Source organism: Sphingomonas trueperi, from assembly GCF_040545665.1.
GTDB classification, from domain to species: domain Bacteria; phylum Pseudomonadota; class Alphaproteobacteria; order Sphingomonadales; family Sphingomonadaceae; genus Sphingomonas; species Sphingomonas trueperi_B.
Window position 1 is genome coordinate 181044 of the sequence record NZ_JBEPMH010000002.1, and the last position, 24124, is coordinate 205167.

Consider the following 24124-nt stretch of genomic DNA (forward strand, 5'->3'; position numbering starts at 1 on the left):
CACCCGACGCGCGTGCGAGGAGAATTGAGTCGCTTCTTCGACCGTGGTAGCGAGATATATCACTTCGAGGACCACCCGATTCATGCGCCTCCCGCGTCTCGCAGCCCTGCTGCTCGGCACTTCGCTGCTCGCTTCCCCCGCCCTCGCCCAGACTGCCGACAAGGCGAAGTATGGCCCCTGGGGCGTCGATCTCACGACGATGGACCGCGGCGTGAAGCCGGGCGACGACTTCTATGCCTATGCGCTGGGCAGCTGGCTGCGCGACGCGCCGATCGCGCCCGACAAGGCACGGATCGGCTATAATTACGACCTGCCCGACGAGACCGAGGTGGAGGTGCGCAAGCTGATCGAGGATGCGGGCCCCGCGCCCAGCGATCCCGTCTTGCGCCAGGTCGCGACCTATTATCACGCCTTCATGGACGAGGCCGGCATCGAAGCGCGCGGCACCGCGCCGCTCAAGCCCTATCTCGCCCGCATCGATGCGGTGCAGGATCGCCATGCGCTCGAGCTGCTGATGGCCGACCATGGCTATGCCAGCCCGATCGGCATCGGCATCTCGGCCGACGAGAAGGATCCGACCCGCTACACGGTGATGGCCGGCCAGGCGGGCCTGGGCCTGCCGAGCCGCGACTATTACCTGCTGCCCGGCGATAAGTACGAGACGATCCGCAAGGCGTATCGCGCCTATATCGTGAAGATCCAGCAGCTGGCCGACATCGCCGATGCCGAGGCCAAGGCAGATGCGATCCTCGCGCTCGAGACCAGCCTCGCCAAGGACCAGTGGACGCCCGAGGCGCGCCGCGATCCGCAGAAGACCTACAACCCGATGGACCGCGCCCAGCTCGCCAAGCTGGCGCCCGAGTTCGACTGGGGTGCGGTGCTCGCCCACCAGGGCCTGGGCAAGATGCCGACCGTGGTGGTGCGCGAGACGACTGCCGTCACCGCCGCCGCCAAGCGGCTGGGCGACGTGCCGCTCGCCACCTGGAAGGACTGGCTGCGCTTCCGCTTCATCAGCGATCATGCCGCGGTGCTGCCCAAGGCATTCGACGCCGCGCAGTTCGATTTCTACGGCCATACGCTCCGCGACGTGCAGGCGCAGTCGGAGCGCTGGAAGCGCGGTGTGCGCGTCGTCAACGGCGCGCTGGGCGAGGCGATCGGCAAGATCTACGCCGAGCGCCACTGGGGCCCGGCGGCGGAGGCGCTGTCGAAGGAACTGGTCGAGGATCTGCGCGCGTCTTACGCGGACAAGATCAAGGCGGCCGCCTGGATGGACGCGCCCACCCGCAAGGAAGCGCTCGCCAAGCTGGCCGCGTTCGATCCGCGCATCGGCCACCCGGACAAGTATATCGACTATGCGTCGATGCCGGTCAGCGCCACCGATCCGCTGGCGAACGACCTCGCCTCGGACGAATTCGAGTGGAAGCTGCAGCTATCGCGACTTGGCAAGCCGGTGGATCGCACGCTGTGGGAGATGACCCCGCAGACAGTGAACGCCTATTACGATCCGGTGATGAACCAGGTGACCTTCCCGGCCGCCCAGCTCCAGCCGCCCTTCTTCGATCCCGCCGCCGATCCGGCGGTGAACTATGGCGAGACGGGCGCGACGATCGGCCACGAAATGGGCCATGGCTTCGACGACGAGGGCCGGCAGTTCGACGCCACCGGCAAGCTGCGCGACTGGTGGACGGCGCAGTCGGCGGAGCGCTACACCGCGCACGCCCAGGCGCTGGTCAAGCAGTTCGATGCCTATGAGCCGATCCCCGGCGTCCACATCAAGGGCCAGCTGACGCTGGGCGAGAACCTTGCCGACCTCGGCGGGCTCGAAGTCGCCTATGCCGCCTATCGCCGCTATGTCGCCCGCCACGGCGAGCCCAAGGTGCTGGACGGCCTCACCGGCGACCAGCGCTTCTTCCTCGCCTATGCCGCCAGCTGGCAAGGCAAGGCGCGCGAAGGCGCGGTGCGGGCGCAGCTGCTCTCCGATCCGCACAGCCCGGACAAGTACCGCGTCAACGGCATCGTGCGGAACATGGACGCATGGTACAAGGCATTCGGCGTGAAGCCCGGCGATGCGCTGTATTTGGCGCCTGAAGCGCGGGTGCACGTCTGGTGAGCGGCAGCCGGGGGCGCCCTGCCCCCGGCCTCATATCGCGCGATAGGCGAATACCCCGGCGGCCTTGGCCATGCCGGTTTCGGCGACGTCGTAGCGCGCCAGCAGCGTCAGCCGCTCCACCGGCAGCGGCGCCCGCCACGGGTCGCCGACCAGCACCTCCACCCCAGCCGCCACGCAGCGATCGAGGAAGGCGGTGACGCGCGTCGCCACGTCGGGCGCGTAGAACACGTCGCCGACGAGCAGCAGATCGGCGTCGGGCGCCGGGCCGTCGGTCATGTCGCCGACGATCTCCGCCAGCGTGACCGCATTCAGCGCCGCGTTGAGCGCGATGGCAGCGCGGGCGTGCAGGTCGATCTCGGACGCCGTGACCTTGGCCGCACCGGCGCGTGCGGCGGCGATTCCGACCAGGCCCGACCCCGCGCCGAGATCAACCACGCGGCGCCCCATCACCTGCACGGGATGGTCCAGCACGTACCGCGCCAGCGCCAGCCCGCCGCCCCACCAATAGGCCCAATAGGGTGCCGCATCGCCTAGCCGGCCCACGCCGCTTGCGGGCCCCGCCTTGTGCAACCGCAGTTCGGGGACGCAGGCGACTTCCAGGACCGGCAGCTGCTTCCGGATGAACGCGGCGACGTCGGCAGCCCCGCTCACAGCGCGCGCCCCAGCCAGGCGACCCGCCCGATCAGCTGAAACCGCCCCGCGCGTGCCAGCCGCACCGGATAGTCCGGGTTGTCGCTCACCAGCTCCACCCCGCCCACCGCCGGCCGCAGCCGCTTGACCAGCAGCTCGCCCTCCACCCGCAGCACGAAGATGCCGCGGGCATCGATCCGGCAACGATCGCGGTCGACCAGAATCTCGTCGCCATCGCGCAGCGTCGGCGCCATCGAATCGCCCGCCACGCGCACCATCGAGGCCGCCTCGGGCCGCACGCCGAGCTGGCGCAGCAAGAGCGGCGGAAAGGCGAAGGGCGCCTGAGCGGTTTCCTCCTCCGCCCAGCCCCCCGGCCCCGCCGACGCGCCCAGATCGATCCGCGGCACGGTGACCAGCGCCGCCTGCGGGCGACCGCCCAGCAGCGTCTCGTCGACGCCCAGGTACTCGGCCAGCCGCGCCCGATCGCGCTCGGGTAGTTCGCGGGGCGAGCCACGCATCAGATATTGCTGCAGATAGGCCGGGTTGCGCCCGAGCACGCGCGACAGCGTGGCGAGACGCACCCCCTTGGAGGCCACCAGCTTCGCAAAATTTGCCCGTTGAACATCGGCTTCCATACCCCCTTTCCTACACTTAGGATTTTTCCTACGCAAGACTCAGATGAGAACATATCGTGATCATCCGAGTCGAAGGAGGAGGACATGGGTGTCCTTGCATGGGGAAATCGAAGCGTTCCTAGAACGGACGCGGATGCCGGCGACGCGGTTCGGGCGCTTGGCAGCGGGCGATCCGCGACTGGTCGGCGATCTGCGCCTGGGCCGCGTACCGGGACCGGACCTGACGGCACGGCTGCGCGCCTTCCTCGCCGCCCCGCCGGCCTGGAAGCCCAAGCGGCGCGGCGGCGCGATATCGGCGCGCGGCTCGAACGGGCGCTGATCGCGGCGGCGGCGACGGAGGGCTGCGTGCTGCGGATCGTGGAGGCGAGCTGGGTGCCGTGGGCGAGCGTCACCTTCAGCGGTGCGCGGCACCGGCTGCTGCTGGAGCTGGATGCGAGCGTCGTCGCGCAGGCCTGGTTCGTCGCGCTACCCGAATTAGAATTGCCGATCCGCGGGCACCTGGTCGCCGATCTGCAGGTGGGGGCAGTGGAGACCGTCGACGGCGTACTGCGCGCCGCGGTCGAGGCGCTCACCGTCGAGGAGTGCTGAGTCGGCCCTCAGGCCTGGCGGGCGAGGCTGCGCAGCGCGGCGAGGGCATCGTCGAGTCCGCGATCGGCCCGCACGCGGCCGCGCACCTGCGCCGCCGGGTTGCGGTGAACGACGCCCCGCTCGAGCCGTTCGAGCAGCGCGTGCACCGAAACGTCGGTTTCGGGGCGGACGAGCCGATCACCGGGCTCGCGGCTGGCCGGCGTCCGCTGGCCGGCGCTCGCGGCGCGTTCGCGGCGCGGTGGGACGGGCGGCGGCAGCGGCACCGCCGGGATCGCGGTGGGGTCGAACGCGGCGAGCGGCTGGTCGAGATCGACGGGCAGGTCGCGCTCGGCGGCGGCCGGTTCCTGCTCCACCGGCACTTTGGGCAGCGCCCAGGCGGGCATGTCCAGATCATGGCTTGCGCGCAGCGGCGGCCGCGGTCGCGCGTCGGGATGCGCATCGGCGCGGCGGATGATCGGGGTCGGCAGCGTTTCCGGTTCGTGCGCCGCGGTTGCCACGGGATCGCGGCGGCCGATCCAGCGCGCGGCCAGCACGCCCACAACCGCGCCGACAGTACCGGCGGCAAGCGCAAGGAGGAACCTGGAAGGATCGGACAGCGGCACCGTGCCGCCTGCGCCACCGATGGACGGTATGATAATGCCTGCCGCCGGAAGGGCGACGACGGCCAGAGCCGATACGCCGCCCAGCAAAAGGGCGGCAAAGGGGACGAGCGGCAGCTTCATGCGTTCACCCGATACGTGTGCGACCACGTGGTTCTCATGCCATCTTTATGGCAAGGTTTTCATACAAACCGTAATAGACGGCAATATTTACAAACCAGTTGCGCTCGGCCTCGATATACGCGCGGGCCTGTTTTCTGCGAACATCCCATTGATCGCGCATGCAAAATAGATTTTCAAGCGCATTTGCGAGCGCCGCCGGGTCATCCGCCGGAAACAAAGTGCCGGTGATGCCGTCCTCGATCAGCTCGCGGTGGCCGCTCACATCCGAGGCGGCGACGAGGCGCTGCTGCGCCATTGCCTCCAACGGCTTGAGCGGCGTGACGAGGTCGGTGAGCCGCATCTTCTTGCGCGGATAGACCAGCACGTCGATCAGGCTGTAGTAGCGCTCCACTGCCTCGTGGGGCACGCGGCCGAGGAAATGGATGCGGTCCGCGACGGGCGACGCCGCCGCCTGCGCGCGCAAGGCCGGCTCGGCCGGGCCGCCACCGACAAGCAGCAGTTGCATCGCCGGCCGCGCCGCGACCAGCGCCGGCATCGCGGCGATCAGAATATCGAGCCCCTCATAGTCGTAGAAGCTGCCGATGAAGCCGATCGTTTCCGCGCCGTCCAAGCCCAGTTGCGCGGCGAGGTCGGCATCCTGCGGCACCGGCTCGCCGAACAGTTCCATGTCGACGCCGTTGGGGGAGACCGCGATCTTCGCCGGATCGATGCCCCGCGCGATCAGGTCGCCGCGCAGCCCCTCGCAGATCACCGCCACCGCATCGGCCTGACGGACGGCGTGGGTCTCCAGCGCCTTGGTGATGCGGTAGCGCAGGCTGCCCTCGCGCCCGGTGCCGTTGCCGACCGCGGCGTCTTCCCAGAAGGCGCGGATCTCGTAGAGCAGCGGCACCCCGCTCCAGCGCCGCACCCGCAGGCCGGCGAGTGCACAGAGCACCGGCGAATGGGCGTGGAGCACGTCGGGGCGGAAGCTCTTCACCACCTGGTGAATACGTTGTGCAAAGGCATCGATCTCGCGCCACTCGCTCAGGCCGGGCAGCCTGGCTGCGACCGGCCGGGTGCGGAAGAAGCGCAGGCCGTCGACCACTTCCTCGTCGGCGGGTGCGGGGCCGTGCCGCGGGCCGGTGACAGCCGCCACCTCCCAGCCGCGCGCCAGTTCCGCCTTCAGGATCGCCCGGGTGCGGAATGCATAGCCGCTATGGAGCGGCAGGCCATGATCCAGAAGATGGAGGACTCGCATGCCGACTGCATGCCACGCCGCGCTTAACGGCACGTCAACTGCACCTGCGCTAGGGAGGGCGCGGAAGGAACGGCCCGCCCGATGATCGACAATCTCTCGCTTGCGCTCACCCATGGGCTGATGCTGCTCGCCGCCTTCCTGCTGCTCCGCCGACCGGACCTCGACCGCGAGGACGCCGCGCCCAAGGAAAAGAAGCGCAGCCGCTGGGGCAAGCGCGGTGCGTGATTATGTCTTCGTGCTGTTCCTGGCAGCGTTCTTCGGTAGCGGCTTTCGCAAGCCGTTCCTGTTCGTGCTGGTCTATGCCTATATCGACATCGTCGCGCCCCAGCGGCTGACCTACCTCCTGCTCAATTCCCTGCCGATCTCGGCGATGGCGGCTGCGCTCGCGCTGGGCGGGTTCCTGCTGTTCGACGACAAGCGTGACGTGCGGGTGGCCCCGCGCCAGCTGCTGATCGTGGCGCTGATCGGCTATTGCTGGTTCACCACCCTCCACGCCGACTTTCCGGTCGAGGCCAGAGACAAATGGGACTGGGTGTGGAAGGCGCTCGCCTTCGCGGCCTTCCTGCCGCTCACCTTGCGCACGCGCCTGCGGATCGAGGCGCTGCTGCTGTTCATGATCCTCTCGGCCAGTTCGATCATCATCGTCGGCGCGATCAAGACCATCATTTCGGGCGGCGGCTATGGCGAGCTCAACCTGATGGTCTCGAACAATTCGGGGCTGTACGAGGGCAGCACCATTTCCACCGTCGCGATCGCGATCCTGCCGCTGATCCTGTGGTTCACCCGCCACGGCACGATCTTCGCCCCCGACTGGCGGATGAAGGCCTTCGCCTATGCGCTGTGCTTCGCCTGCCTGCTGATCCCGATCGGTACCTCGACCCGCACCGGACTGCTCTGCATCGGATTGGTCGCGCTGCTGATGCTGCGGGACAGCCAAAGGAAGCTGCTCTATCTCGGCTGCGTGGCGGCGATGGGCCTGGCCGCCCTGCCCTTCCTGCCCTCCGCCTTCACCGAGCGGATGGGGACGATCAAGACCTATCAGGGCGACGCCTCCGCCTCCACACGCCTCGCCGTCTGGCAATGGACGATGGACTATGCCCGCAGCCATCCGCTCGGCGGCGGGTTCGAGGCCTATCGCCAGAACCAGATCCGCTACGAGAAGGTGGCAGTGGAGGACCAGGGCGGCGTCGCGGTGGTCGATCGCTCGCTGGAGGTGGACAAGGCGCGCGCCTATCACAGCGCCTATTTCGAGATGCTGGGCGAACAGGGCTATCCGGGGCTCGCATTGTGGCTGCTGGTCAATGTCGCCGGGCTGTTCCGCATGGAGGTGCTGCGCCGTCGCTATGCCCGCGCGGAGGGTGATCAGGCCTGGATCGCACCTCTGGCGGCCGCGCTGCAGAATGGCCACATCGTGTACCTGCTCGGCGCGGCGTTCGTGGCGATCGCCTTCCAGCCCTTTATCTACATGTTGATCGGCGCGCAGATCGGGCTCGACACCTATTGCGCCCGCAAGCGCGCCGCGGCGGACTGGCGGCCGCTGCGCAAGGCGCGCGTCGCCGCCGCATGAGCGGGCGGGCCGAGCTGCGCGCGCTTACCTCCGCGCGCGGCGTCGCGGCGTGGTGGGTGGTGCTCTACCATCTGCGCGGCGCGCTCGCGGCCCTGCCCCTTGCGGTCGAGGCCGTCCTCGCCAAGGGCTATCTCGCCGTCGACTTTTTCTTCCTGCTGTCCGGCTTCGTGCTGGCGCTCAGCCATGGCGAGCGGCTGCGCAGCGGCGGCATGGCGGTGGTACCCGGTTTCCTGCGCCGACGGATCGCACGGATCTGGCCGCTGCACGCGGCCATGCTGGGCTTCGCGCTGCTGCTTCTCGTAGCCCTGCGCGCCAGCGGCCGCGCGGCACCGGAATTTCCCCTGGCCGCGCTGCCGGTGCATCTGCTGCTCGTCCAGGCCTGGGGCTTCGCCGAGCCGCTACGCTGGAACGATCCCGCATGGTCGATCTCATGCGAGCTGGCGGCGTACCTGCTGTTCCCGCTCTGGGTGATGGCAATCGACTGGCGCCGCCGGGCCACGCCCGTTCTTCTGGGCGCGATCGGGGCACTCCTGCTGGCGCTGGGCGCGGCGTTCGTGCTGCGCGGTGCCGAGACGTTGGGGCAGGACATCCCGCATCTCGGGGTCCTGCGCTGCCTGCTGGAGTTTGCTACCGGCACGCTGATCCATGCGCTTTGGCAGCGCTGGCGGGAACGCGGCGTCGCCCTTTCCTGCTTCGGTATCGCGACGCTGTTCGCCGTGGCGTGGCGGCTCGGCGCACCAGAAACGCTGAGTGTTCCCGCAGCCCTCGCCGCGCTGCTGCTGGGACTGGCGCTGACTGCCGGCCGGCCGGGCAATCCTCTCGAGGGCGCGCTGCTCCACCGCCTCGGCGAGATCAGCTACGCGACCTATCTCAGCCATTTCCTGCTGTGGTTCGCCTTCAAGCTCGCCTTCGTCCGCACCGCCACGATCGGCTGGCCGTTTGCGGCGTGCTACCTGCTGCTGGTCCTCGCCGCGTCGGTGGCGCTCCACCGCTGGGTGGAGCGCCCCGCGCAGCGCTGGATCAACGCCCTCGGGTTCAGGCCGGGGCGGTCACGTCTTCGAGCGCGGCGATCACCGCGCGGTTGAAAGCGGGGATATCGTCGGGCTTGCGGCTGGTGATCAGGTTGCCGTCGCTCACCACTTCCTGGTCCACCACATCGGCACCGGCATTGGCGAGATCGGTGCGGATCGATGGCCAGCTGGTCAGCCGGCGACCAGCAACCACATCGGCCTCGGCGAGCAGCCAGGGCGCATGGCAGATCGCAGCGACCAGCCGCTTCGAATCCACGAAGTTGCGGACGATCTCGACCGCCTTGGGCTCCATCCGCAGCTTGTCCGGATTGCCGACGCCGCCCGGCAGCACCAGCGCGTCGAACTGATCGAGCTCGACCTGGTCGAGGGTCGTGTCCGGCGTGATGCTCTTGCCCTTTTCGCCGCCGCTTTCGCCGGTGATCGGATCGGTCTTGATCGAGGCGAGCGTCACCTGCGCGCCGGCGTCGAGCAGCGCCTGGCGCGGTTCGAACAGCTCCGATTCCTCGAAGCCGTCGGTGGCGAGCATCAGCACGCGCGCATTCTGGAGATTGGCCATGGGGGCATCCTTTCCCGTTTTTTCGGAAGATGCCGGGCCAACCCGGAGCCCCTGCCCCTTGTTCCGGAACGAATTGTTGCTGCGGGGCATTTGCCTAGGCTCTGCCCCAAGGAACCGCGATGGACAGCGCCGACATCGTCTATGTCGAAGACCAGGCCCCCGGCATCACCCGGCGCAAGATGCGCCACGGCTGGGGCTATTTCGACGCTGACGGCACCCGCATCACCGACCGCGACGAAATCGACCGGCTCAACGCGGTCGGCCTTCCGCCCGCTTACGAGAATGCCTGGTTCTGCCCCGACCCCAACGGCCATATCCAGGCGACCGGCTATGACGTGAAGGGCCGCAAGCAGTATCGCTACCACAATGGCTTCCGCGAGGCGCAGGAGGCAGCGAAGTACGATCGCTGCGGCATGTTCGGCGAGCGCCTGCCCCGCCTGCGCCGCAAGGTGGAGAGCGATCTCCGGCTGCGCGGGCTGTGCAAGGACAAGGCGGTTGCCGCCGTCGTCCGCCTGCTCGACCTCGGCTCGATCCGCGTCGGCAACGAGACCTATGCGCAGGAGAACAAGAGCTTCGGCGCCACCACGCTGCGCAAGCGCCACGTCAAGGTCGCCGGCGGCACCCTCAAGCTCCAGTTCCGCGCCAAGTCCGGCAAGCTGCGGGTGATGACCGTCTCGGACAAGTCGCTCAGTCGCTTCGTCAAGCGCTGCCAGGACCTGCCCGGCCAGAACCTGTTCCGCTGGATCGACGATGCGGGCGAGGCGCATCCGGTCACCTCCAGCGACGTCAACGCCTATATCCGCGAGGCGATGGGCGAGCATTTCAGCGCCAAGCATTTCCGCACCTGGGGCGCGAGCGTGATCGCCTACCGCACGCTGGCGCAGGCCGACGACTATATCGGCCTGAAGACGCTGCTGGAGCCCGTGACCGAAGCGCTGGGCAACACCCCCGCCATCGCGCGCAAATCCTATGTCCATCCACGGCTGATCGAGCTGGCGCGCGACAAGCCCGGCCAGGCGCTGTTCCGCGCCGGGTTGCGCCTGCCCCGCACGACGCAGTACCTCGACCGCTACGAACGCGGTCTGATCGTCTTCCTGGAGACCGATCCGGCCGAACAGCCCGCCAAGGCAGCCTGACGAGACCCGATGCTGATCACCGCCCGCACCAAGCCCACCCATTTCGAACGCCAGCTCCAGGCTTTCATCGGCGACACGCCCGATTGGATCGCCGACCATTGGCTGAGCATCCTGGTCGCGATCGGCATCGCGGTCGGCATCGCGCTGTTCCTCCACACCCTGCGCTCTTGGGGCATGCGGCTGTGCCGGAACAGCGACGGCAGCGGCACCAACTGGTACACGATCTTCGGCCGCACGATCGCGCGGACCAACAATTTCTTCATCGTGACGCTGGCGATCCGGCTGGTGGTGAACGTGGCGGAGACGCCCCCGCTGCTCGACAAGACGATCACCTTCCTGTTCACCATCGCGGTGACCTTCCAGGTGGCGATCTGGGTTCGCGAGGTCATCTTCGGCCTGATCGAGCACCGCACCCGCGGCGACAGCCCCAGCGAGAGCCTGGCCAGCGCGGTCGGCATCATCCGGCTGCTGATATCGATCGCCCTGTTCGCCATCGCGCTGGTGATGGTGCTCGGCAATATCGGGGTGAACGTGACCGGCCTGGTCGCCGGTCTGGGCGTCGGCGGCATCGCCATCGGTCTGGCGGCGCAGGGCATCTTCGGCGACCTGATCGCGGCGCTATCGATCCTGTTCACCCGCCCCTTCCGCGTCGGCGACAACATCAAGTTCGACCAGACCAGCGGCACGGTGGCCGAAATCGGGCTCAAGTCCACCCGCGTCCGCTCGTTCGACGGCGAGATGCACATCATCTCGAACCGCCAGTTGCTCGACAAGGAACTGCAGAACCTCACCGACCGCACGCGCATCCGGCTGCCGTTCAAGATCGGCGTGGCGTACGAGACGCCGCCGGAGAAGCTCGAGCGGCTGCCCGAGATCTTCAAGGAGATCGTCGAGGCCAACGGCGCGACCGCGGTGCGCAACGGCTTTGTCGGATTCGGCGCGAGCTCGATCGACTATGAGCTGATCGCCGAGGTCGCGACCGGCAGCTGGGATGTCGGCCACCCGACCCGCGATCGCATCCTGATCGCGATCGTCCGCAAGCTGGCGGAAGAAGGGATCAGCATCCCCTATCCGACGCAGACCACCTTCACCGCCGCACCCGACGGCAAGATCATCATGCCCTATCCGGACGTGACGCCGGTGATGCGGGTGGACAAGGAAGACGGCGAGCGCTGAGGAGGCGCCCCGCCCCATCAGCCGTCATCCCGACGAAAGTCGGGATCCATTCGCCACTCGGGCGCAGCAGGAGCCGATCCGGCGACCCCAATGGATTCCGGGTTTCGCCGGAATGACGAAGGTGAGGTGGAGGACGCAGCCCTCAATCGTACTTCGTCACCAGCCAGCTCCACACGCCCCAGGCGAGCAGCGCCCAGACCCCCAGCACGATCGCGATCCCGCCCCAGCTCACCGGCCGGTGGCTCGCCTCCTCCGCGGCCGCGCGGTGCTCGGCGAACTGCTCCGCCGGGATCAGCCGTTCGAACAGCCACACGCCGAGCGGGATCAGGATGGCGTCGTCCACCAGCCCGAGCACGGGGATGAAATCGGGGATCAGGTCGATCGGCGACAGCGCATAGGCCGCGACCAGAATGCCAACGATCCGCGCAGCCAGGGGCGTGCGCGGATCGCGGATGGCGAGCCATACGGCATGCGCCTCGGTGCGGACGCGGTGAGCGAGCGAAGGACCCATGGCCCTGGATCGCCCAGCCGCGTCGCGCGGTCAATCTCGGCTCAGCGCTCCGCGGTGGTCTCCACCTTGGCGTGGCTGCCGGTCTCGTCCGACTTGATCTTGCCGCCGAACAGCATCTTCACCTTGCCGCTGAGCGAGATGTCCGTTTCCCACAGCTCGGCATCGTCGATATCGACGCGGAGCAGCGCGAGGTTCGGGTCCTGCTTGCCGCCCGGAAACCAGGCTTCGACCTGGTTGTTCCACAGCTTGTCGATCATCGCGAAATCGTTGTCGACGCGCGCGGTGCCGGAGAGGCAGGCGAAGAAATCATGCCCCTTGGACACGAACTGCAGCATCGCCGGGCCGCCCTTGGCCATGCGGTTGTCCTTGCCGATGAAGAAGAAGATCGTGTCGACCTGGTCCTCGTCGAGCTGCGCGGTCAGCGGCTCGCTGTGCTGGCCGTCCTGCAGGCCCGCCATCATGAAGGGGCTGTCCGCCAGCTTGGACCAGAAATGCTTCTTCAGTTCGACCGTGTCGGCCATGATCGTCTCCCAAGTTTGGATACCAGCGGGTAACGTGCAGGTCCGCTCAGGCGTTCCGGATCGCGGCAGCGGCGCCGATCAGTTCGAGGTCGGCGCGGTTGACCAGCGCCACCGGCGTCTCCGCGAGCTGGCGGCGAAAGGCGGTGCGCGCCTCCATCCGTTTACGGAAGCCGGGCTGCTTGAGCTGCGGCTCCAGCGCACGGGCGATCGCGCCGGTCAGGAACACGCCGTCCCAGGCATCGAAGGTGAGGACGAGATCGCCGACGAAAGCCCCAAGATGCTCGACGAACATGCGCACCACCGCCGCGGCGATGGGATCGCGGCCGGCGTTGCGGGTCACGTCCTCCGGCGCGGGCAGCCGCTTGCCGCCCGACAGCGCCTCATAGGCGATCAGCAGCCCGTTGGCGCTGAGCAGGGTCTCGACCTCGACCAGCCCGCCGCGCGCCTTGCAGAAGGTCGCGAACCGCTCCTCGTCGCCGGACTGCGGCGCGAAGCCGATATGCCCCGCCTCGCTCTGCACCGGCACGTGACGGCCGTCCGCGCTGATGAGCGCGGCGACGCCCAGCCCGGTGCCGACGCCGATCACCGCGTAATTGCCGCCGGGCGTGATCGGTTTCGGCGCCGCGCCAGGAAGCGCTGTAAACGTTGTCGGCGCAAGCCGCGTAAGTGCCAGCGCGTTGGCGGCGCATTCGTTCAGCGCCACCGGCTTTTCGCGCAGCACCGCCTCGACGCCCGCCAGCGAAATGTACCAGCGGCTGCCGGTCAAGTTGATCAGATCGCCGCGTACCGCGCCTGCCACCGCGAGCACGCTCGGCAGCCGAGCGTCGCGCAGGCCCACCCCAGCAAGATAGGCGACCAGGGCGCTCGTGAAGGTCTGATGATCGCTGTTGGAAAAGCGCTTGATCTCGCGAGGCTCGTCACCTTCCGCACCGCCAGCCAGGCCGAAGCGAACGGATTGCCTGCCGATATCGGCCACTAGCGCCACGCCATGTTCCATCAAGCACTCTCTCCCCTGCCGACTTCTTTTTAAAGCTCGGACAGGCGATATCGCTAACAATGGTTACAGTAGCAATAAATAAGCCAATTATTGCGGGAGCCTGTCGCTTTTCAGGCCGCGCGCGGGTCGCCGCCGAAACGGTTCCGACCGATCGCGGGCGACCAGTAGAGCGCCACGGCGAGAACCGCGAGCGCGACTTGCCCCGCGATCGGCAGCATCGGCACGCCGGGATGCAGCCCGATCGCCACCTGGGTGCGGTCCAGATCCCCCGCCACGCCGATTGCGGCGAGCAGCAGCCCGGGGATCGCCGGCAGCCCGACATCGTGCAGCCGCCGCACGATCAGCCCGATCAGCGGCACGAACAGCAGCAGCGCCAGCGTCTCCTCCACCGCCACGCGGCGCCAGAAGACGGTGACGTTCAGCGGCGTCGGCGGATGGAAGAAGTGAAAGCCGAGGAACAGCAGCACCTCCCCGATCGCGATCAGGATCAGCGCACTCGTCAATTCGCTGCGCGTCGAGCGGCCGTGGAATACGAAGCTCTGGCCGATGGCGCGGAGGCCGTTGCGCAGCGACACCCCGTCGCGATAGCTGGCTGCTGTCATGAGGCGGAGGGTGCAGCGCGCCGCACCCTCCGGTCAAGTGGTTACAGCGTCTCGAAAAGACCCGCGGCACCCATCCCGCCGCCGATGCACATCGTCACGACGACATATTTCGCGCCGCGGCGCTTGCCCTCGATCAGCGCATGGCCGGTCATGCGGGCACCCGACATGCCGTACGGGTGGCCGATCGAGATCGCACCGCCGTTGACGTTGAGCAGTTCGTTGGGGATGCCCAGCTTGTCGCGGCAATAGAGCACCTGCACCGCAAACGCCTCGTTGAGCTCCCACAGGCCGATATCGTCCATCTTCAGGTTGAAACGCTCGAGCAGCTTGGGGATGGCGTAAACCGGGCCGATGCCCATCTCGTCGGGCTTCGTGCCCGCCACTGCCATGCCGATATAGCGGCCCAGCGGGGTGAGGCCGCGCTTCTCGGCGAGCTTCTCCTCCATCAGCACCGCGGCCGAGGAGCCGTCCGACAGCTGGCTGGCATTGCCCGCGGTGACGGTTCCGTTGGGCACCACCGGCTGGAGCGCCTGCAGGCCTTCCAGCGTGGTTTCAGGGCGATTGCCCTCGTCCTTGGAAAGCGTGATCTCCTTCTGCGAGACTTCCTTGGTCTCCTTGTTGACCAGGTTCATCGTCGCGGTGACGGGCACGATCTCGTTGTCGAACTTGCCCGCTGCCTGCGCGGCGGCAGTGCGCTGCTGCGACTGGAGCGCATAGGCGTCGCATGCGTCACGGCCGATGCCGTAGCGCGCGGCGACCACTTCGGCGGTCTGGAGCATCGGCATATAGGTGTCGTTGTGCATCGCGATCAGCTCGCGATCGGGCTCGACGCGCATCTGCGGGGTCTGGACGATGCTGATCGACTCCACGCCGCCGCCGAGCGTGATGTCCATGTTGTCGACGACGATCTGCTTGGCCGCGGTGGCGATCGCCATCAGCCCCGAGGCGCACTGGCGGTCGATCGACATGCCCGGCACTTCCACCGGCAGGCCGGCGCGGAGCAGCGCGAGGCGGGCGATGTTGGGTGCCTGGCTGCCCTGCTGGAGCGCGGCGCCGAACACCACGTCGTCGACCTGGCCCGGCTCGATGCCGGCGCGCTCGACCGCGGCGCGGATCGCGTGCGCGCCCAGGGTCGGCGCCGGCGTGGCGTTGAACGCCCCGCGATAGGCCCGGCCGATGCCCGTGCGGGCGGTGGAAACGATGACTGCGGAGCGCATAGGGTTCCTCTCTTCTGAATTCTCAAGCCCGGCCTGTGCAAGCCGGGGCATCCGTGGGTTCAAACATAGACGAGCGCGATCCACTCGGCGATCACCGCCGGCTTCTCCTCGCCTTCGATCTCGAGCACATAGTCCTGCACCTGCTCCCAGACGCCGGGCTTGCGCTCGACGAACTTCCTGAGCGTGAATCGACCGCGCACCCGCTTGCCCGAGCGCACCGGCGTGAGGAACCGGACCTTGTTCCCCCCATAGTTCACGCCCATCCGCGCGCCTTCGATCGCCGGCGCATCGGTGCGCGCGGCGAGCATCGGCATCAGCGAGAGCGTCAGGAATCCATGCGCGATCGTGCCGCCGAACACCGTCTCCGCCGCGCGCGCCGGATCGACATGGATGAACTGGTGGTCGCCGGTCGCGTCCGCGAACTGGTCGATCATCGCCTGGGTGACCTCCACCCAGTCCGAGACATGCTCGGTACCGACCCGTTCGGCCATCGCTTGCGGGGTGACGGTCGCTGCCAAGACTATCCTCTCGCGTAATTATCTTTCATAGGCACGCCATATCTAGTGGGGCCACCGGGCTCCCTGCAAGCTTTAGCCGACCGGAAACTGGAAAATGCCGACTGCCGTACCGTCACACCACCGCGAATCGATGGCCAAGCTGCACCGTGCGGCCGAACCCGATGTTCTAAAACCGCTTCTGGAGCGTGCGCGACTCACGCCCGATTCGCGCGAGCGGGTGATGGATCATGCCCTCGCGCTGCTGGCGGACCTGCGCGCGGCGCAGACCCGCGGCTGGGTGAACCAGTTCCTCCAGGAATATCGGCTGAACTCGTCCGAGGGCGTCGCGCTGCTCAGCCTCGCCGAGGCATTCCTGCGCGTGCCGGACCCCGAGACCGCCGACCTGCTGATCGCCGACAAGATCGGCGATGCCGACTGGAAGGCGCATTCGGGCAAGTCGAACTCGGTACTGGTCAATTCGGCCACCTGGGGCCTGATGCTGGGTCGCGCGTTGGTCGGCGACGAGAAGACCGGCGCACTCCGCCGCCTGATCTCCCGCGCCGGCGAGCCCTTCGTCCGCCAGGCGGTGGGCGCCGCGATGAAGCGGATGGGCGAAGTCTTCGTGATGGGCCGCACCATCGACGAGGCGATGAAGCGGATGAAGAAGCCCGAGAACAAGGGCTTCACCGCCAGCTTCGACATGCTGGGCGAGGCGGCGCGGACCAAGGCCGATGCCGAGCGGTACTTCCAGGCCTATTTCGAGGCGATCCGCGCAGTGGGCCGCGATCCCAAGGCGGGGCATTCGATTTCGGTGAAGCTCTCCGCGCTCCACCCGCGCTACGAAGTCGCGCAATATGACCGCTGCGTGCCCGAGCTGACCGACATGCTGGCGCAGCTCGCCTCGGAATCGGCGGCGCAGGGCATTCCGCTCACCGTCGACGCCGAGGAGAGCGAGCGGCTGGACATGAGCCTCGACATCATCGGCTCGGTCGCGCGCCGGCCGGAGCTCAAGGGCTGGAACGGCTTCGGCATGGCGGTGCAGGCCTATGGCAAGCGCGCCCGCGCGGTGATCGGCTGGGCCGACGATCTGGGCCGGCCGATGCATGTCCGCCTGGTCAAGGGCGCCTATTGGGACAGCGAGATCAAGCGCACCCAGGTCGAGGGACTGTCCGATTACCCCCTGTTCACCCGCAAGGCGGCGACCGACGTTTCGTACCTCGCCTGCGCGCGCGACATGCTCGCGGCCCGGAACATCGTGCCCGCCTTTGCGAGCCACAATGCGCTGACCGTCGCGACCATCCTCGACTGGGCGGGTGACAGCCGCGACTTCGAGTTCCAGCGCCTGCATGGCATGGGCGAAGGGCTGTACGAGCGGCTGGTCAACGAACAGGGCTATCACTGCCGCATCTACGCGCCGGTGGGCGGCCACCGCGACCTGCTGGCCTATCTGGTCCGCCGCCTGCTGGAGAATGGTGCGAACTCCAGCTTCGTGCATCAGTTGGCCGACGAGCAGCTCAGCGAGGCGGAATTGCTGGCCGATCCGGTGGAGAAAATCGCGGCGGTGGGCGGCACGCGGCACCCGAGCATCCCGCTGCCGGTCGAGCTGTTCGGGGCGTGGAAGAATTCTGGCGGGATCGATCTCGCCGAGCGGACGATCCTCGCGGAGACTGCGATGGCGATCGCAGCCAAGCCCCTCCCCTTCAGGGGAGGGGTTGGGGTGGGGCAGTCCGCCTCCAGCGAAGGGCTTGCGGATCGGTCATCCCCCACCCCCAACCCCTCCCCTGAAGGGGAGGGGCTTGTCCGGTCTGCCATCGACCGCGCCACGGCCGCCTTCCCCGGCTGGGCCGCGACCCCGCTCGGCACGCGCGCCGCGATTCTCGAACGCCTTGCCGACCTGCTCGAGGAGAACCGCGTCGAGCTGATGGCGCTGGCCGTCAAGGAAGCCTTCAAGACCATCCCCGACGCCCTCGGCGAGGTCCGCGAGGCGGCCGATTTCTGCCGCTATTACGCGCTCCAGGCCCGCACCGGCCTTGCCCCCATCACCCTCCCCGGGCCGACGGGCGAGCGCAACGAGCTGCGCATGGAAGGCCGCGGCGTATGGGCGACGATCGCGCCGTGGAACTTCCCACTGGCGATCTTCCTCGGCCAGACCGCGGCGGCTTTGGTCGCGGGCAATGCCGTGGTCGCCAAGCCCGCCCCGCAGACCCCGGAGATCGCTCGCGCCGCCGTACGCCTCGCCCATCAGGCGGGCGTGCCGGAGGATGCGCTGGTGCTGGTGACCGGCGGCCCGGAGGTGGGCGCCGCGCTCACCGCCGATCCGCGCATCGCCGGCGTGGCCTTCACCGGCTCGACACCCACCGCCAAGAAGATCGCCGCGTCGCTGCTCGAAGGTGACGACCGCCCGCTGGTGCCGCTGATCGCCGAGACCGGCGGCATCAACGCGATGATCGTCGATTCGACCGCGCTGCCCGAGCAGGTGGTCGCCGACGTGCTCACCTCGGCCTTCCGCTCGGCCGGCCAGCGCTGCTCGGCGCTGCGCCTGCTCCTCCTGCAGGAAGAGATCGCCGAGGGCGTGATCGAGATGCTGCGCGGGGCGATGGAACTGCTGATCCTCGGCGACCCCGCCGATCCGCGCACCGATATCGGCCCGGTGATCGACCAGGCGGCCTATGACAAGCTGATGGCCTATCGCGACAGCGCCAAGGCGCAGTGGATCAAGACCGTGCCGGTGCCCGCCACCGGCCTGTTCGTACCGCCGACGATGATCCGCATCGATCGCCCGGAAGACCTGACGCGTGAATGGTTCGGCCCGATCCTCCACGTCGCTACCTGGAAGGCAGGCCAGCTCGGCGAAACGGTGGCGCGGGTGAACGCCAAGGGCTTCGGCCTAACGATGGGCCTGCACAGCCGCATCGCCCGCTCGGCCGAGCTGGTCGAGGCGGACGCGCGGGTGGGCAATCTCTACATCAATCGCTCGATGATCGGCGCAGTGGTGGGCTCGCAGCCCTTTGGCGGCGAAGGCCTTTCGGGCACCGGCCCCAAGGCGGGCGGGCCGCACTATCTTCACCGCTTCTGCGCGGAGCGGGCGGTGTCGGTGGATACAACCAGCGCCGGCGGCAATGCGACGCTGCTCAGCCTGGACGAAGGGGGGATGTGATTAAACCTGTCTATCCTCTCCCTCGAGGGAGAGGATAGCGTAGCTTGGCGGCTTGCCGCCTAGCGAAGCTTGGAGAGGGTGAGCGGCGCGCAAGCGCCGCTTGGCTGCTCGGTCGTCGAAGTGCCCCTCTCCCTCCCACTGCCTTCGGCAGCGGGCCCCTCCCTCTACCCGGTGGGGAGAGGGACATCAGGCTCACCCGCTATGCGTGGCCATCCACTGCTCGACGACCGGCGCGATGCGGTTGCGCCACTTCGAGCCGTTGAAGATGCCGTAATGGCCGACGCCTTCGGCCAGATGGTACTGCTTGTGCGATTCCGGCAGCTTTGTCGCGATGGTCAGCGCGGCCTTGGTCTGGCCGATGCCGGAGATATCGTCGCGCTCGCCTTCGATCGCGAGGATGCCGATATCGGTGATCGCTGCCGGATCGACCTTGCGGCCGCGGTGCAGCATCTCGCCCTTGGGCAACGCGTGCGTCTGGAACACCGTGGCGATCGTCTGGAGGTAGAATTCGGCGGTCATGTCGCAGACCGAGCGATATTCCTCGTAGAACTTCATCGTCGCATCGGCGCTCTCGTCGTCGCCCTGGACGAGATGCTTGAACATCTCCCAGTGCGAGATGAGATGGTTGCCGAGATTCATCGTCATGAAGCCGGCGAGCTGCAGGAAGCCCGGATAGACCTTCCGGCCCGCACCCGCATAGGTCATCGGCACGGTGGCGATGACGTTGTGCTCGAACCAGCTGTACGGCCGCTCGGTCGCCAGCGTGTTGACCGCGGTGGGCGCCTCGCGCGTGTCGATCGGGCCGCCCATCATGGTCAGCGTCGCCGGGCGGTTGGGGTGGTTGTCCGCGCTCATCACCGCCGCGGCGGCGTAGCAGGGGACCGACGGCTGGCACACCGCCAGCATGTGCGGGCGCGGCGCGCCCTCGGCGCCGATATGCGCCAGGAAATCGATCACGTAATCGACATAGTCATCGAGGTCGAAGCGGCCTTCGCTGGTCGGCACCAGCTTCGCGTCGCGCCAGTCGGTGATGTAGACGTCCGCCACCGGCAGCATCCGCTGCACCGTGCCGCGCAGCAGCGTGGCATAGTGGCCGGACATCGGGGCGACGATCAGCAGCTTGGGGGCCCCCTCGACGCCCTGGCGCACGAAGCGCTTGAGCTGGCCGAAGGGCTTGCGCAGCACGATTTCCTCATGGACCTCGACCCGGCGGCCGTCGATCTCGGTGAAGTCGAGCGCAAAGTCCGGCTTGCCGCGCGGTGCCGAGGCGTGCGCGAACACCTCCAGCGCAGAAGCCATCACCGGTCCGCCACCGAAATAGGCGAACGGATTGGCCGGATTATTGAGCAGCCCCGCGCCGAAATTGGCCAGAGCACTCGCACCGGCGAGCATTGAACGTTGGAATTCGTAAGCGTCGTACAGCATAAAATTCCTTCCCCGCGCCCCGATCCCTGCAGCGGGGGTTGTCTTACCACTCATATAGACGCCGCCCTTGTGCGTCGCAACGTCGTAGCTATGCGGAACATAGACAAACGGAGGTAGTTCCCCTGCCTCGCGAACCGCGCTAGTCGCTTGCACCATGGCCGACACGACCCCGCCGCCGGCGCCGCGCCGCAAGCTCAGCAGCCTGCTCGTCATCTGGCAGTTCACCCGCCGCTATCCGCTGCAGATCGCCATCGCCTCGATCGCGCTGGTCACCTCGTCGCTGGCGACCCTGTGGATTCCGCGCACCTTCCAGAAGATCGTCGACAACGGCTTCGCCAAGGGGGTCGATACCAGCCGCATCGGCGTATATTTCGAAGGCCTGCTGGCGGTGATCCTCGTGCTGTCGATCGCGACGGCGATCCGCTTCTTCTTCATCTCCTGGGTGGCGGAGCGGACGGTGGCGGATCTTCGCGTTGCGGTGCACCGCAACCTGCTGCGCCTGCCGCCGAAATGGTTCGAGGAAAACCGCCCCTCGGAAATCTCCTCGCGGCTCACTTCCGACACCGCACTGGTCGAGCAGGTGGTCGGCTCCACCGTGTCGATCGCGCTGCGCAACCTGCTGACCGGCATCGGCGGCGTGATCTATCTGTTCGTGCTGTCACCCAAAATCGCCGCCTATCTGATCGTCGGCATGCCGCTCACCGTGCTGCCGATCGTCTGGCTGGGCGGGCGCGTCCGCCAATATTCGCGCAACAGCCAGGACCGCGTCGCCGATATCGGCGCGATCGCCTCCGAAACGCTGGGGGCGATGCGAATCGTCCAGGCCTTCGGGCAGGAACGCCGCGAGAGCCAGCGCTTCCAGGACGCGGTCGTGCGCAGCTTCGCCGCCGCGCAGAAGCGCTTCGCCCTGCGCGCAATCATGACCGCGCTGGTGATCGGCCTGCTGTTCACCGCGATCACGCTGATCATGTGGGACGCGGTGTCGGGCGTCGCCGCCGGGCAGATCAGCGGCGGCGCGATTACTGCCTTCGTGATCACCGCGGGCCTCGTCACCGGCTCGTTCGGCGCGTTGACCGAAGTGTACGGCGACCTGCTGCGCGCTTCGGGCGCCGCCAGCCGACTTGCCGAGCTGCTCCAGCAGGAGCCGGACATCGCCCCGCCCGCCAACCCGGTGGCGCTGCCCAGCCCGGCCAAAGGCGCGATCGCGTTCGACGCGGTGACCTTCCGCTACCCCACCCGCCCCGAAGTCTCGGCGCTGCAGGACTTCTCGCTGTTCGTGGCGCCCGGCGAGACGGTGGCGGTGGTCGGCCCCTCGGGCGCCGGCAAGTCGACGCTGTTCCAGCTGCTCCAGCGTTTCTACGATCCCGAGGCGGGGGAAATCCGGATCGACGGCGTCGCCATCCCCAAGGCCGATCCCACCGACGTGCGCGCCCGTATCGCGATGGTCCCGCAGGAAACGGTGATCTTCGCCGCCAGCGCGCGCGACAATCTCCGCTACGGCGCGTGGGACGCCGGCGACGAGGCGATCTGGGCCGCGGCCGAGGCGGCCAATGCCGCCGAATTCCTGCGCAGCCTGCCGAACGGGCTCGACACCTTCCTCGGCGAAGGCGGCGCGCGGCTTTCCGGTGGGCAGCGGCAGCGGCTCTCCATCGCTCGCGCGCTGCTCCGCGATGCGCCCATCCTGCTGCTCGACGAGGCGACCAGCGCGCTCGACGCCGAGAGCGAGAAGCTGGTGCAGGATGCGCTCGAGCACCTGATGCAGGGCCGCACCACGCTGGTGATCGCCCACCGCCTGGCTACGGTGCGCGCGGCGGGACGGATCATCGTGATGGACGGCGGCCGGATCGTCGAGACCGGCACTCATGCCGAACTGGTGGCGCAGGGTGGGCTCTACGCACGCCTCGCGGCGCTGCAGTTCAACGAAGCGGCGTAGTAGCCCAACCTCTTCAGCGTTTCCTCCCTCGCGAAGCGGGGGAGGAAACGCTTAAGCGGCCAGCGCCTGGCGCGCGTCGATCCACTCGGCGAACGCCGCCGCTTCCAGCGGCCGTGCGAACCAATACCCTTGCGCTTCCTCGCAGCCCATGCCGACGAGAATCGCCGCGGCATCCGCCGTCTCCACGCCTTCCGCCACCACGCGCCGGCCGAGCTTCTGGAGTAGACCGACCATCGTCTCGACTAGCACATAATCGGCGCCCCAGGCGGCGCTGAGGCCGCGGACGAAGGCCTGGTCAATCTTTACCACATGCGCCGGCACCTGCTGGAGATAGGCGAGGCTGCTGTGGCCGGTGCCGAAATCGTCGATCGCCAGCGCGATTCCCGCCTCGGCCAGTTCGCGGAGCATCGCCAGCGCCTTTTCGGGCTGCGCCATCATCGCGCTTTCGGTGAGCTCGATCTCCAACTGCGAAGGACGCAGCTGCCGCGCGATCAGCGCCAGCTGGATCCGCTGGATCAGATCCTGCTCCATCAGATTGGCAGCCGAGATGTTGACCGATAGCGTGAGGTCGAGCCCCGCAGCGCTCCACGCGGCAAGCTGATCGAGCGCGTTCTCCAGCACCCACTGGGTCGTGGGGCGGGCGAGCGCAGTCTGCTCGATGATCGGGATGAACTCGGCCGGAGAGACTTCGCCGAGTGTCGGATGGCGCCAGCGCAGCAGCGTCTCCGCCCCCAGGCAGCGGCCGGTCGCGAGGTCGACGCGCGGTTGGAAGACGAGTCGCAGCTGGTCGCCCGCCTCCAGCGCCGCGCCGAAATCCTGGAGCAGGTCGTAATGGCGCCGCATCGCAGAGTCGCGCGCCTCCGAATAAAGCGCGATCGCACCGTCCGTGCGGCGCGCATCCTGCGCCGCGCTGGCAGCGCCGCGCAACACGTCCTCGGGCGGCACCTCGCCCAGCCGGAACGGGCGAACGCCGATGGCGACGCTGGTGACGAAACGGACGCTTGAGGTTGCCCGGATCACCTCGAAGCCACGTTCGAGCACCGCGATATAGGCTTGCACCTCCACGTCGGGCGCCGACAGGAAAGCGAATTGGGTGGTGCCTACATGATAGGCGGTCCGGTCCGGCCCCAGAATGTTCTGAATGGCGTGTGCCGCCTCGCGCACCATCTCGTCGAGACGCGCGGCGCCCATCGCGCCGACGATCTTGGCGATCTGGTCGTCACGCGCGAGATCCGCCACCACCGCGATGCGCGCCTGGCCGGGGCAGTCGAGCGCGAGATCGACCAGATCGTCGCAGAACTGCGCGCGCGTCGGCAGTCCGCTGATCGGATCGATCCGCCCGAAGGAATGCTGCAGCTCGATCTGCTCCATCACCATCGCGGCAAGGTCGGTCAGCGCCGCGAGTTCCTCCGGGGTTGCAACGCGGGGCTCGGCACCCAGCACACACAGCGCGCCCAGCCCATAGCCGTCCCGCGTCACCAGCGGCGCACCGGCATAGAAGCGCGTGCCATGCTCGGCGAGCAGGCTGTCCGAATAGCAGGGGTGCGTAGCGAAGTCCTCGATCACCACCAGGCCGCGCGCCTCGGCAACTTCAGAGCACGGCGCCCTTTCGCGCGGGATGCTGCTGTGCTCCACGCCGACCCGCGACTTGAACCATTGGCGGTCCTTGTCGGTCAGCGACACCGCGGCGATCGGCAGGCCGAAGATCCGGGCCGCCATCCGCGTGATGCGGTCGAAATGCTCGCTCGGGGGCGTGTCGAGCAGCTTTAGCTGATGCAGCGCGTCGAGCCGCGCCGCTTCCCGATAATCCTGCACAATCGTTCCCTTTCCCGCTCATTATAGAAGCGGGAGGGCCCTAATTTTGCATGTGGAAGAA

At 68.0% G+C, this 24124-nt stretch carries 23 protein-coding genes; 10 read left to right on the top strand and 13 right to left on the bottom strand.

Features of this window, described 5'->3' with window-relative positions; genetic code table 11:
• Positions 1 to 82 precede the first annotated feature (82 nt).
• Positions 83 to 2110: a M13 family metallopeptidase gene (locus tag ABIC65_RS08055; protein WP_354307990.1), complete on the top strand. Its 2028-nt coding sequence runs from the start codon at positions 83 to 85 to the stop codon at positions 2108 to 2110.
• A gap of 30 nt (positions 2111 to 2140) precedes the next feature.
• Here the strand turns inward: ABIC65_RS08055 and ABIC65_RS08060 are convergent, their stop codons facing one another.
• Together ABIC65_RS08060 and ABIC65_RS08065 are read right to left on the bottom strand one after the other, a co-directional pair.
• Positions 2141 to 2761: a class I SAM-dependent methyltransferase gene (locus ABIC65_RS08060; protein WP_354307992.1), complete on the bottom strand. Its 621-nt coding sequence runs from the start codon at positions 2759 to 2761 to the stop codon at positions 2141 to 2143.
• The gene (locus ABIC65_RS08065) at positions 2758 to 3336 is read right to left on the bottom strand and encodes a S24 family peptidase (RefSeq protein ID WP_354307993.1); all 579 of its coding nucleotides are present in this window, start codon (positions 3334 to 3336) and stop codon (positions 2758 to 2760) included. Before ABIC65_RS08065 ends, ABIC65_RS08060 begins: the two co-directional genes overlap by 4 nt.
• A 127-nt stretch (positions 3337 to 3463) precedes the next feature.
• Here ABIC65_RS08065 and ABIC65_RS08070 point away from each other — a divergent pair, with 127 nt between their 5' ends.
• Both ABIC65_RS08070 and ABIC65_RS08075 read left to right on the top strand, forming a co-directional pair.
• Entirely contained in the window at positions 3464 to 3694 is a 231-nt protein-coding gene (locus tag ABIC65_RS08070) for a hypothetical protein (protein WP_354307994.1), read from the top strand.
• A 26-nt stretch (positions 3695 to 3720) separates the two neighbouring features.
• On the top strand, positions 3721 to 3963 hold the full coding sequence (locus ABIC65_RS08075; protein WP_354307996.1) for a hypothetical protein: 243 nt from the start codon (positions 3721 to 3723) through the stop codon (positions 3961 to 3963).
• 8 nt (positions 3964 to 3971) lie between these two features.
• Here ABIC65_RS08075 and ABIC65_RS08080 read toward each other — a convergent pair whose 3' ends face one another.
• Together ABIC65_RS08080 and ABIC65_RS08085 are read right to left on the bottom strand one after the other, a co-directional pair.
• Positions 3972 to 4685: a hypothetical protein gene (locus ABIC65_RS08080; protein ID WP_354307997.1), complete on the bottom strand. Its 714-nt coding sequence runs from the start codon at positions 4683 to 4685 to the stop codon at positions 3972 to 3974.
• Positions 4686 to 4719: 34 nt separating this feature from the next.
• Positions 4720 to 5922, bottom strand: a complete 1203-nt coding sequence (locus tag ABIC65_RS08085; protein ID WP_354307998.1) for a TIGR04063 family PEP-CTERM/XrtA system glycosyltransferase — start codon at positions 5920 to 5922, stop codon at positions 4720 to 4722.
• 81 nt (positions 5923 to 6003) lie between these two features.
• Here ABIC65_RS08085 and ABIC65_RS08090 point away from each other — a divergent pair, with 81 nt between their 5' ends.
• Genes ABIC65_RS08090 through ABIC65_RS08100 form a run of 3 tightly spaced genes read left to right on the top strand, consistent with a single transcriptional unit; the run spans position 6004 to position 8574 of the window.
• Positions 6004 to 6147, top strand: coding sequence for a hypothetical protein (locus tag ABIC65_RS08090; protein ID WP_354307999.1), 144 nt, complete (start codon positions 6004 to 6006; stop codon positions 6145 to 6147).
• Positions 6140 to 7489 carry a putative O-glycosylation ligase, exosortase A system-associated gene (locus ABIC65_RS08095; protein ID WP_354308000.1) on the top strand — a complete coding sequence of 450 codons (1350 nt, stop codon included), beginning with the start codon at positions 6140 to 6142 and terminating at the stop codon, positions 7487 to 7489. The genes ABIC65_RS08090 and ABIC65_RS08095 overlap by 8 nt, the downstream gene beginning before the upstream one ends.
• Positions 7486 to 8574: an acyltransferase family protein gene (locus tag ABIC65_RS08100; protein WP_354308001.1), complete on the top strand. Its 1089-nt coding sequence runs from the start codon at positions 7486 to 7488 to the stop codon at positions 8572 to 8574. The genes ABIC65_RS08095 and ABIC65_RS08100 overlap by 4 nt, the downstream gene beginning before the upstream one ends.
• Here ABIC65_RS08100 and ABIC65_RS08105 read toward each other — a convergent pair.
• Positions 8525 to 9076 (bottom strand): type 1 glutamine amidotransferase domain-containing protein, encoded by a 552-nt coding sequence (locus tag ABIC65_RS08105; protein ID WP_354308002.1) that lies wholly within the window; start codon positions 9074 to 9076, stop codon positions 8525 to 8527. The two genes, ABIC65_RS08100 and ABIC65_RS08105, sit on opposite strands and share 50 nt — an antisense overlap.
• A 119-nt stretch (positions 9077 to 9195) precedes the next feature.
• On the opposite strand from ABIC65_RS08105, the gene ABIC65_RS08110 reads away from it, so the two are divergent.
• Complete coding sequence (locus ABIC65_RS08110; RefSeq protein ID WP_354308003.1) at positions 9196 to 10212, top strand: DNA topoisomerase IB; 1017 nt, start codon at positions 9196 to 9198, stop codon at positions 10210 to 10212.
• A 9-nt stretch (positions 10213 to 10221) separates the two neighbouring features.
• Positions 10222 to 11388 carry a mechanosensitive ion channel family protein gene (locus ABIC65_RS08115; RefSeq protein WP_354308004.1) on the top strand — a complete coding sequence of 389 codons (1167 nt, stop codon included), beginning with the start codon at positions 10222 to 10224 and terminating at the stop codon, positions 11386 to 11388.
• 142 nt (positions 11389 to 11530) lie between these two features.
• Here the strand turns inward: ABIC65_RS08115 and ABIC65_RS08120 are convergent, their stop codons facing one another.
• From ABIC65_RS08120 to ABIC65_RS08145, 6 genes are all read right to left on the bottom strand, one after another.
• Positions 11531 to 11899, bottom strand: coding sequence for a YkvA family protein (locus tag ABIC65_RS08120; RefSeq protein WP_354308005.1), 369 nt, complete (start codon positions 11897 to 11899; stop codon positions 11531 to 11533).
• Between the two features lie 41 nt (positions 11900 to 11940).
• The gene (locus ABIC65_RS08125; protein WP_354308006.1) at positions 11941 to 12420 is read right to left on the bottom strand and encodes a pyridoxamine 5'-phosphate oxidase family protein; all 480 of its coding nucleotides are present in this window, start codon (positions 12418 to 12420) and stop codon (positions 11941 to 11943) included.
• A 46-nt stretch (positions 12421 to 12466) separates the two neighbouring features.
• A complete protein-coding gene (locus ABIC65_RS08130) occupies positions 12467 to 13405 on the bottom strand; it encodes a glucokinase (RefSeq protein ID WP_354308007.1) in 939 nt (312 codons plus the stop codon).
• A 122-nt stretch (positions 13406 to 13527) separates the two neighbouring features.
• Entirely contained in the window at positions 13528 to 14019 is a 492-nt protein-coding gene (locus ABIC65_RS08135; protein WP_354308008.1) for a DUF805 domain-containing protein, read from the bottom strand.
• A gap of 41 nt (positions 14020 to 14060) precedes the next feature.
• Positions 14061 to 15236: an acetyl-CoA C-acyltransferase gene (locus ABIC65_RS08140; RefSeq protein ID WP_354308009.1), complete on the bottom strand. Its 1176-nt coding sequence runs from the start codon at positions 15234 to 15236 to the stop codon at positions 14061 to 14063.
• 59 nt (positions 15237 to 15295) lie between these two features.
• On the bottom strand, positions 15296 to 15727 hold the full coding sequence (locus tag ABIC65_RS08145) for a MaoC family dehydratase (RefSeq protein WP_354308594.1): 432 nt from the start codon (positions 15725 to 15727) through the stop codon (positions 15296 to 15298).
• Between the two features lie 157 nt (positions 15728 to 15884).
• Between ABIC65_RS08145 and putA the strand changes: the two genes are divergently transcribed.
• On the top strand, positions 15885 to 18890 hold the full coding sequence (putA, locus tag ABIC65_RS08150) for a bifunctional proline dehydrogenase/L-glutamate gamma-semialdehyde dehydrogenase PutA (RefSeq protein ID WP_436286721.1): 3006 nt from the start codon (positions 15885 to 15887) through the stop codon (positions 18888 to 18890).
• A 192-nt stretch (positions 18891 to 19082) separates the two neighbouring features.
• Here putA and ABIC65_RS08155 read toward each other — a convergent pair whose 3' ends face one another.
• Entirely contained in the window at positions 19083 to 20315 is a 1233-nt protein-coding gene (locus ABIC65_RS08155) for a polyhydroxyalkanoate depolymerase (RefSeq protein WP_354308012.1), read from the bottom strand.
• A 154-nt stretch (positions 20316 to 20469) separates the two neighbouring features.
• Between ABIC65_RS08155 and ABIC65_RS08160 the strand changes: the two genes are divergently transcribed.
• Positions 20470 to 22248 carry an ABC transporter transmembrane domain-containing protein gene (locus ABIC65_RS08160; protein WP_354308013.1) on the top strand — a complete coding sequence of 593 codons (1779 nt, stop codon included), beginning with the start codon at positions 20470 to 20472 and terminating at the stop codon, positions 22246 to 22248.
• A 51-nt stretch (positions 22249 to 22299) separates the two neighbouring features.
• Here the strand turns inward: ABIC65_RS08160 and ABIC65_RS08165 are convergent, their stop codons facing one another.
• Positions 22300 to 24063 carry a putative bifunctional diguanylate cyclase/phosphodiesterase gene (locus tag ABIC65_RS08165; RefSeq protein ID WP_354308014.1) on the bottom strand — a complete coding sequence of 588 codons (1764 nt, stop codon included), beginning with the start codon at positions 24061 to 24063 and terminating at the stop codon, positions 22300 to 22302.
• Between the last annotated feature and the right edge of the window lie 61 nt (positions 24064 to 24124).

Excerpts from the sequence above, each read along its gene's own strand:
- ABIC65_RS08055 (WP_354307990.1), top strand. The coding sequence starts at position 83 with ATGCGCCTCCCGCGTCTCGCAGCCCTGCTGCTCGGCACTTCGCTGCTC.
- ABIC65_RS08080 (WP_354307997.1), bottom strand. The coding sequence starts at position 4,685 with ATGAAGCTGCCGCTCGTCCCCTTTGCCGCCCTTTTGCTGGGCGGCGTA.
- ABIC65_RS08085 (WP_354307998.1), bottom strand. The coding sequence starts at position 5,922 with ATGCGAGTCCTCCATCTTCTGGATCATGGCCTGCCGCTCCATAGCGGC.
- ABIC65_RS08090 (WP_354307999.1), top strand. The coding sequence starts at position 6,004 with ATGATCGACAATCTCTCGCTTGCGCTCACCCATGGGCTGATGCTGCTC.
- ABIC65_RS08100 (WP_354308001.1), top strand. The coding sequence starts at position 7,486 with ATGAGCGGGCGGGCCGAGCTGCGCGCGCTTACCTCCGCGCGCGGCGTC.
- ABIC65_RS08105 (WP_354308002.1), bottom strand. The coding sequence starts at position 9,076 with ATGGCCAATCTCCAGAATGCGCGCGTGCTGATGCTCGCCACCGACGGC.
- ABIC65_RS08110 (WP_354308003.1), top strand. The coding sequence starts at position 9,196 with ATGGACAGCGCCGACATCGTCTATGTCGAAGACCAGGCCCCCGGCATC.
- ABIC65_RS08115 (WP_354308004.1), top strand. The coding sequence starts at position 10,222 with ATGCTGATCACCGCCCGCACCAAGCCCACCCATTTCGAACGCCAGCTC.
- ABIC65_RS08120 (WP_354308005.1), bottom strand. The coding sequence starts at position 11,899 with ATGGGTCCTTCGCTCGCTCACCGCGTCCGCACCGAGGCGCATGCCGTA.
- ABIC65_RS08125 (WP_354308006.1), bottom strand. The coding sequence starts at position 12,420 with ATGGCCGACACGGTCGAACTGAAGAAGCATTTCTGGTCCAAGCTGGCG.
- ABIC65_RS08135 (WP_354308008.1), bottom strand. The coding sequence starts at position 14,019 with ATGACAGCAGCCAGCTATCGCGACGGGGTGTCGCTGCGCAACGGCCTC.
- ABIC65_RS08140 (WP_354308009.1), bottom strand. The coding sequence starts at position 15,236 with ATGCGCTCCGCAGTCATCGTTTCCACCGCCCGCACGGGCATCGGCCGG.
- ABIC65_RS08145 (WP_354308594.1), bottom strand. The coding sequence starts at position 15,727 with ATGGCCGAACGGGTCGGTACCGAGCATGTCTCGGACTGGGTGGAGGTC.
- putA (WP_436286721.1), top strand. The coding sequence starts at position 15,885 with ATGGCCAAGCTGCACCGTGCGGCCGAACCCGATGTTCTAAAACCGCTT.
- ABIC65_RS08155 (WP_354308012.1), bottom strand. The coding sequence starts at position 20,315 with ATGCTGTACGACGCTTACGAATTCCAACGTTCAATGCTCGCCGGTGCG.
- ABIC65_RS08160 (WP_354308013.1), top strand. The coding sequence starts at position 20,470 with ATGGCCGACACGACCCCGCCGCCGGCGCCGCGCCGCAAGCTCAGCAGC.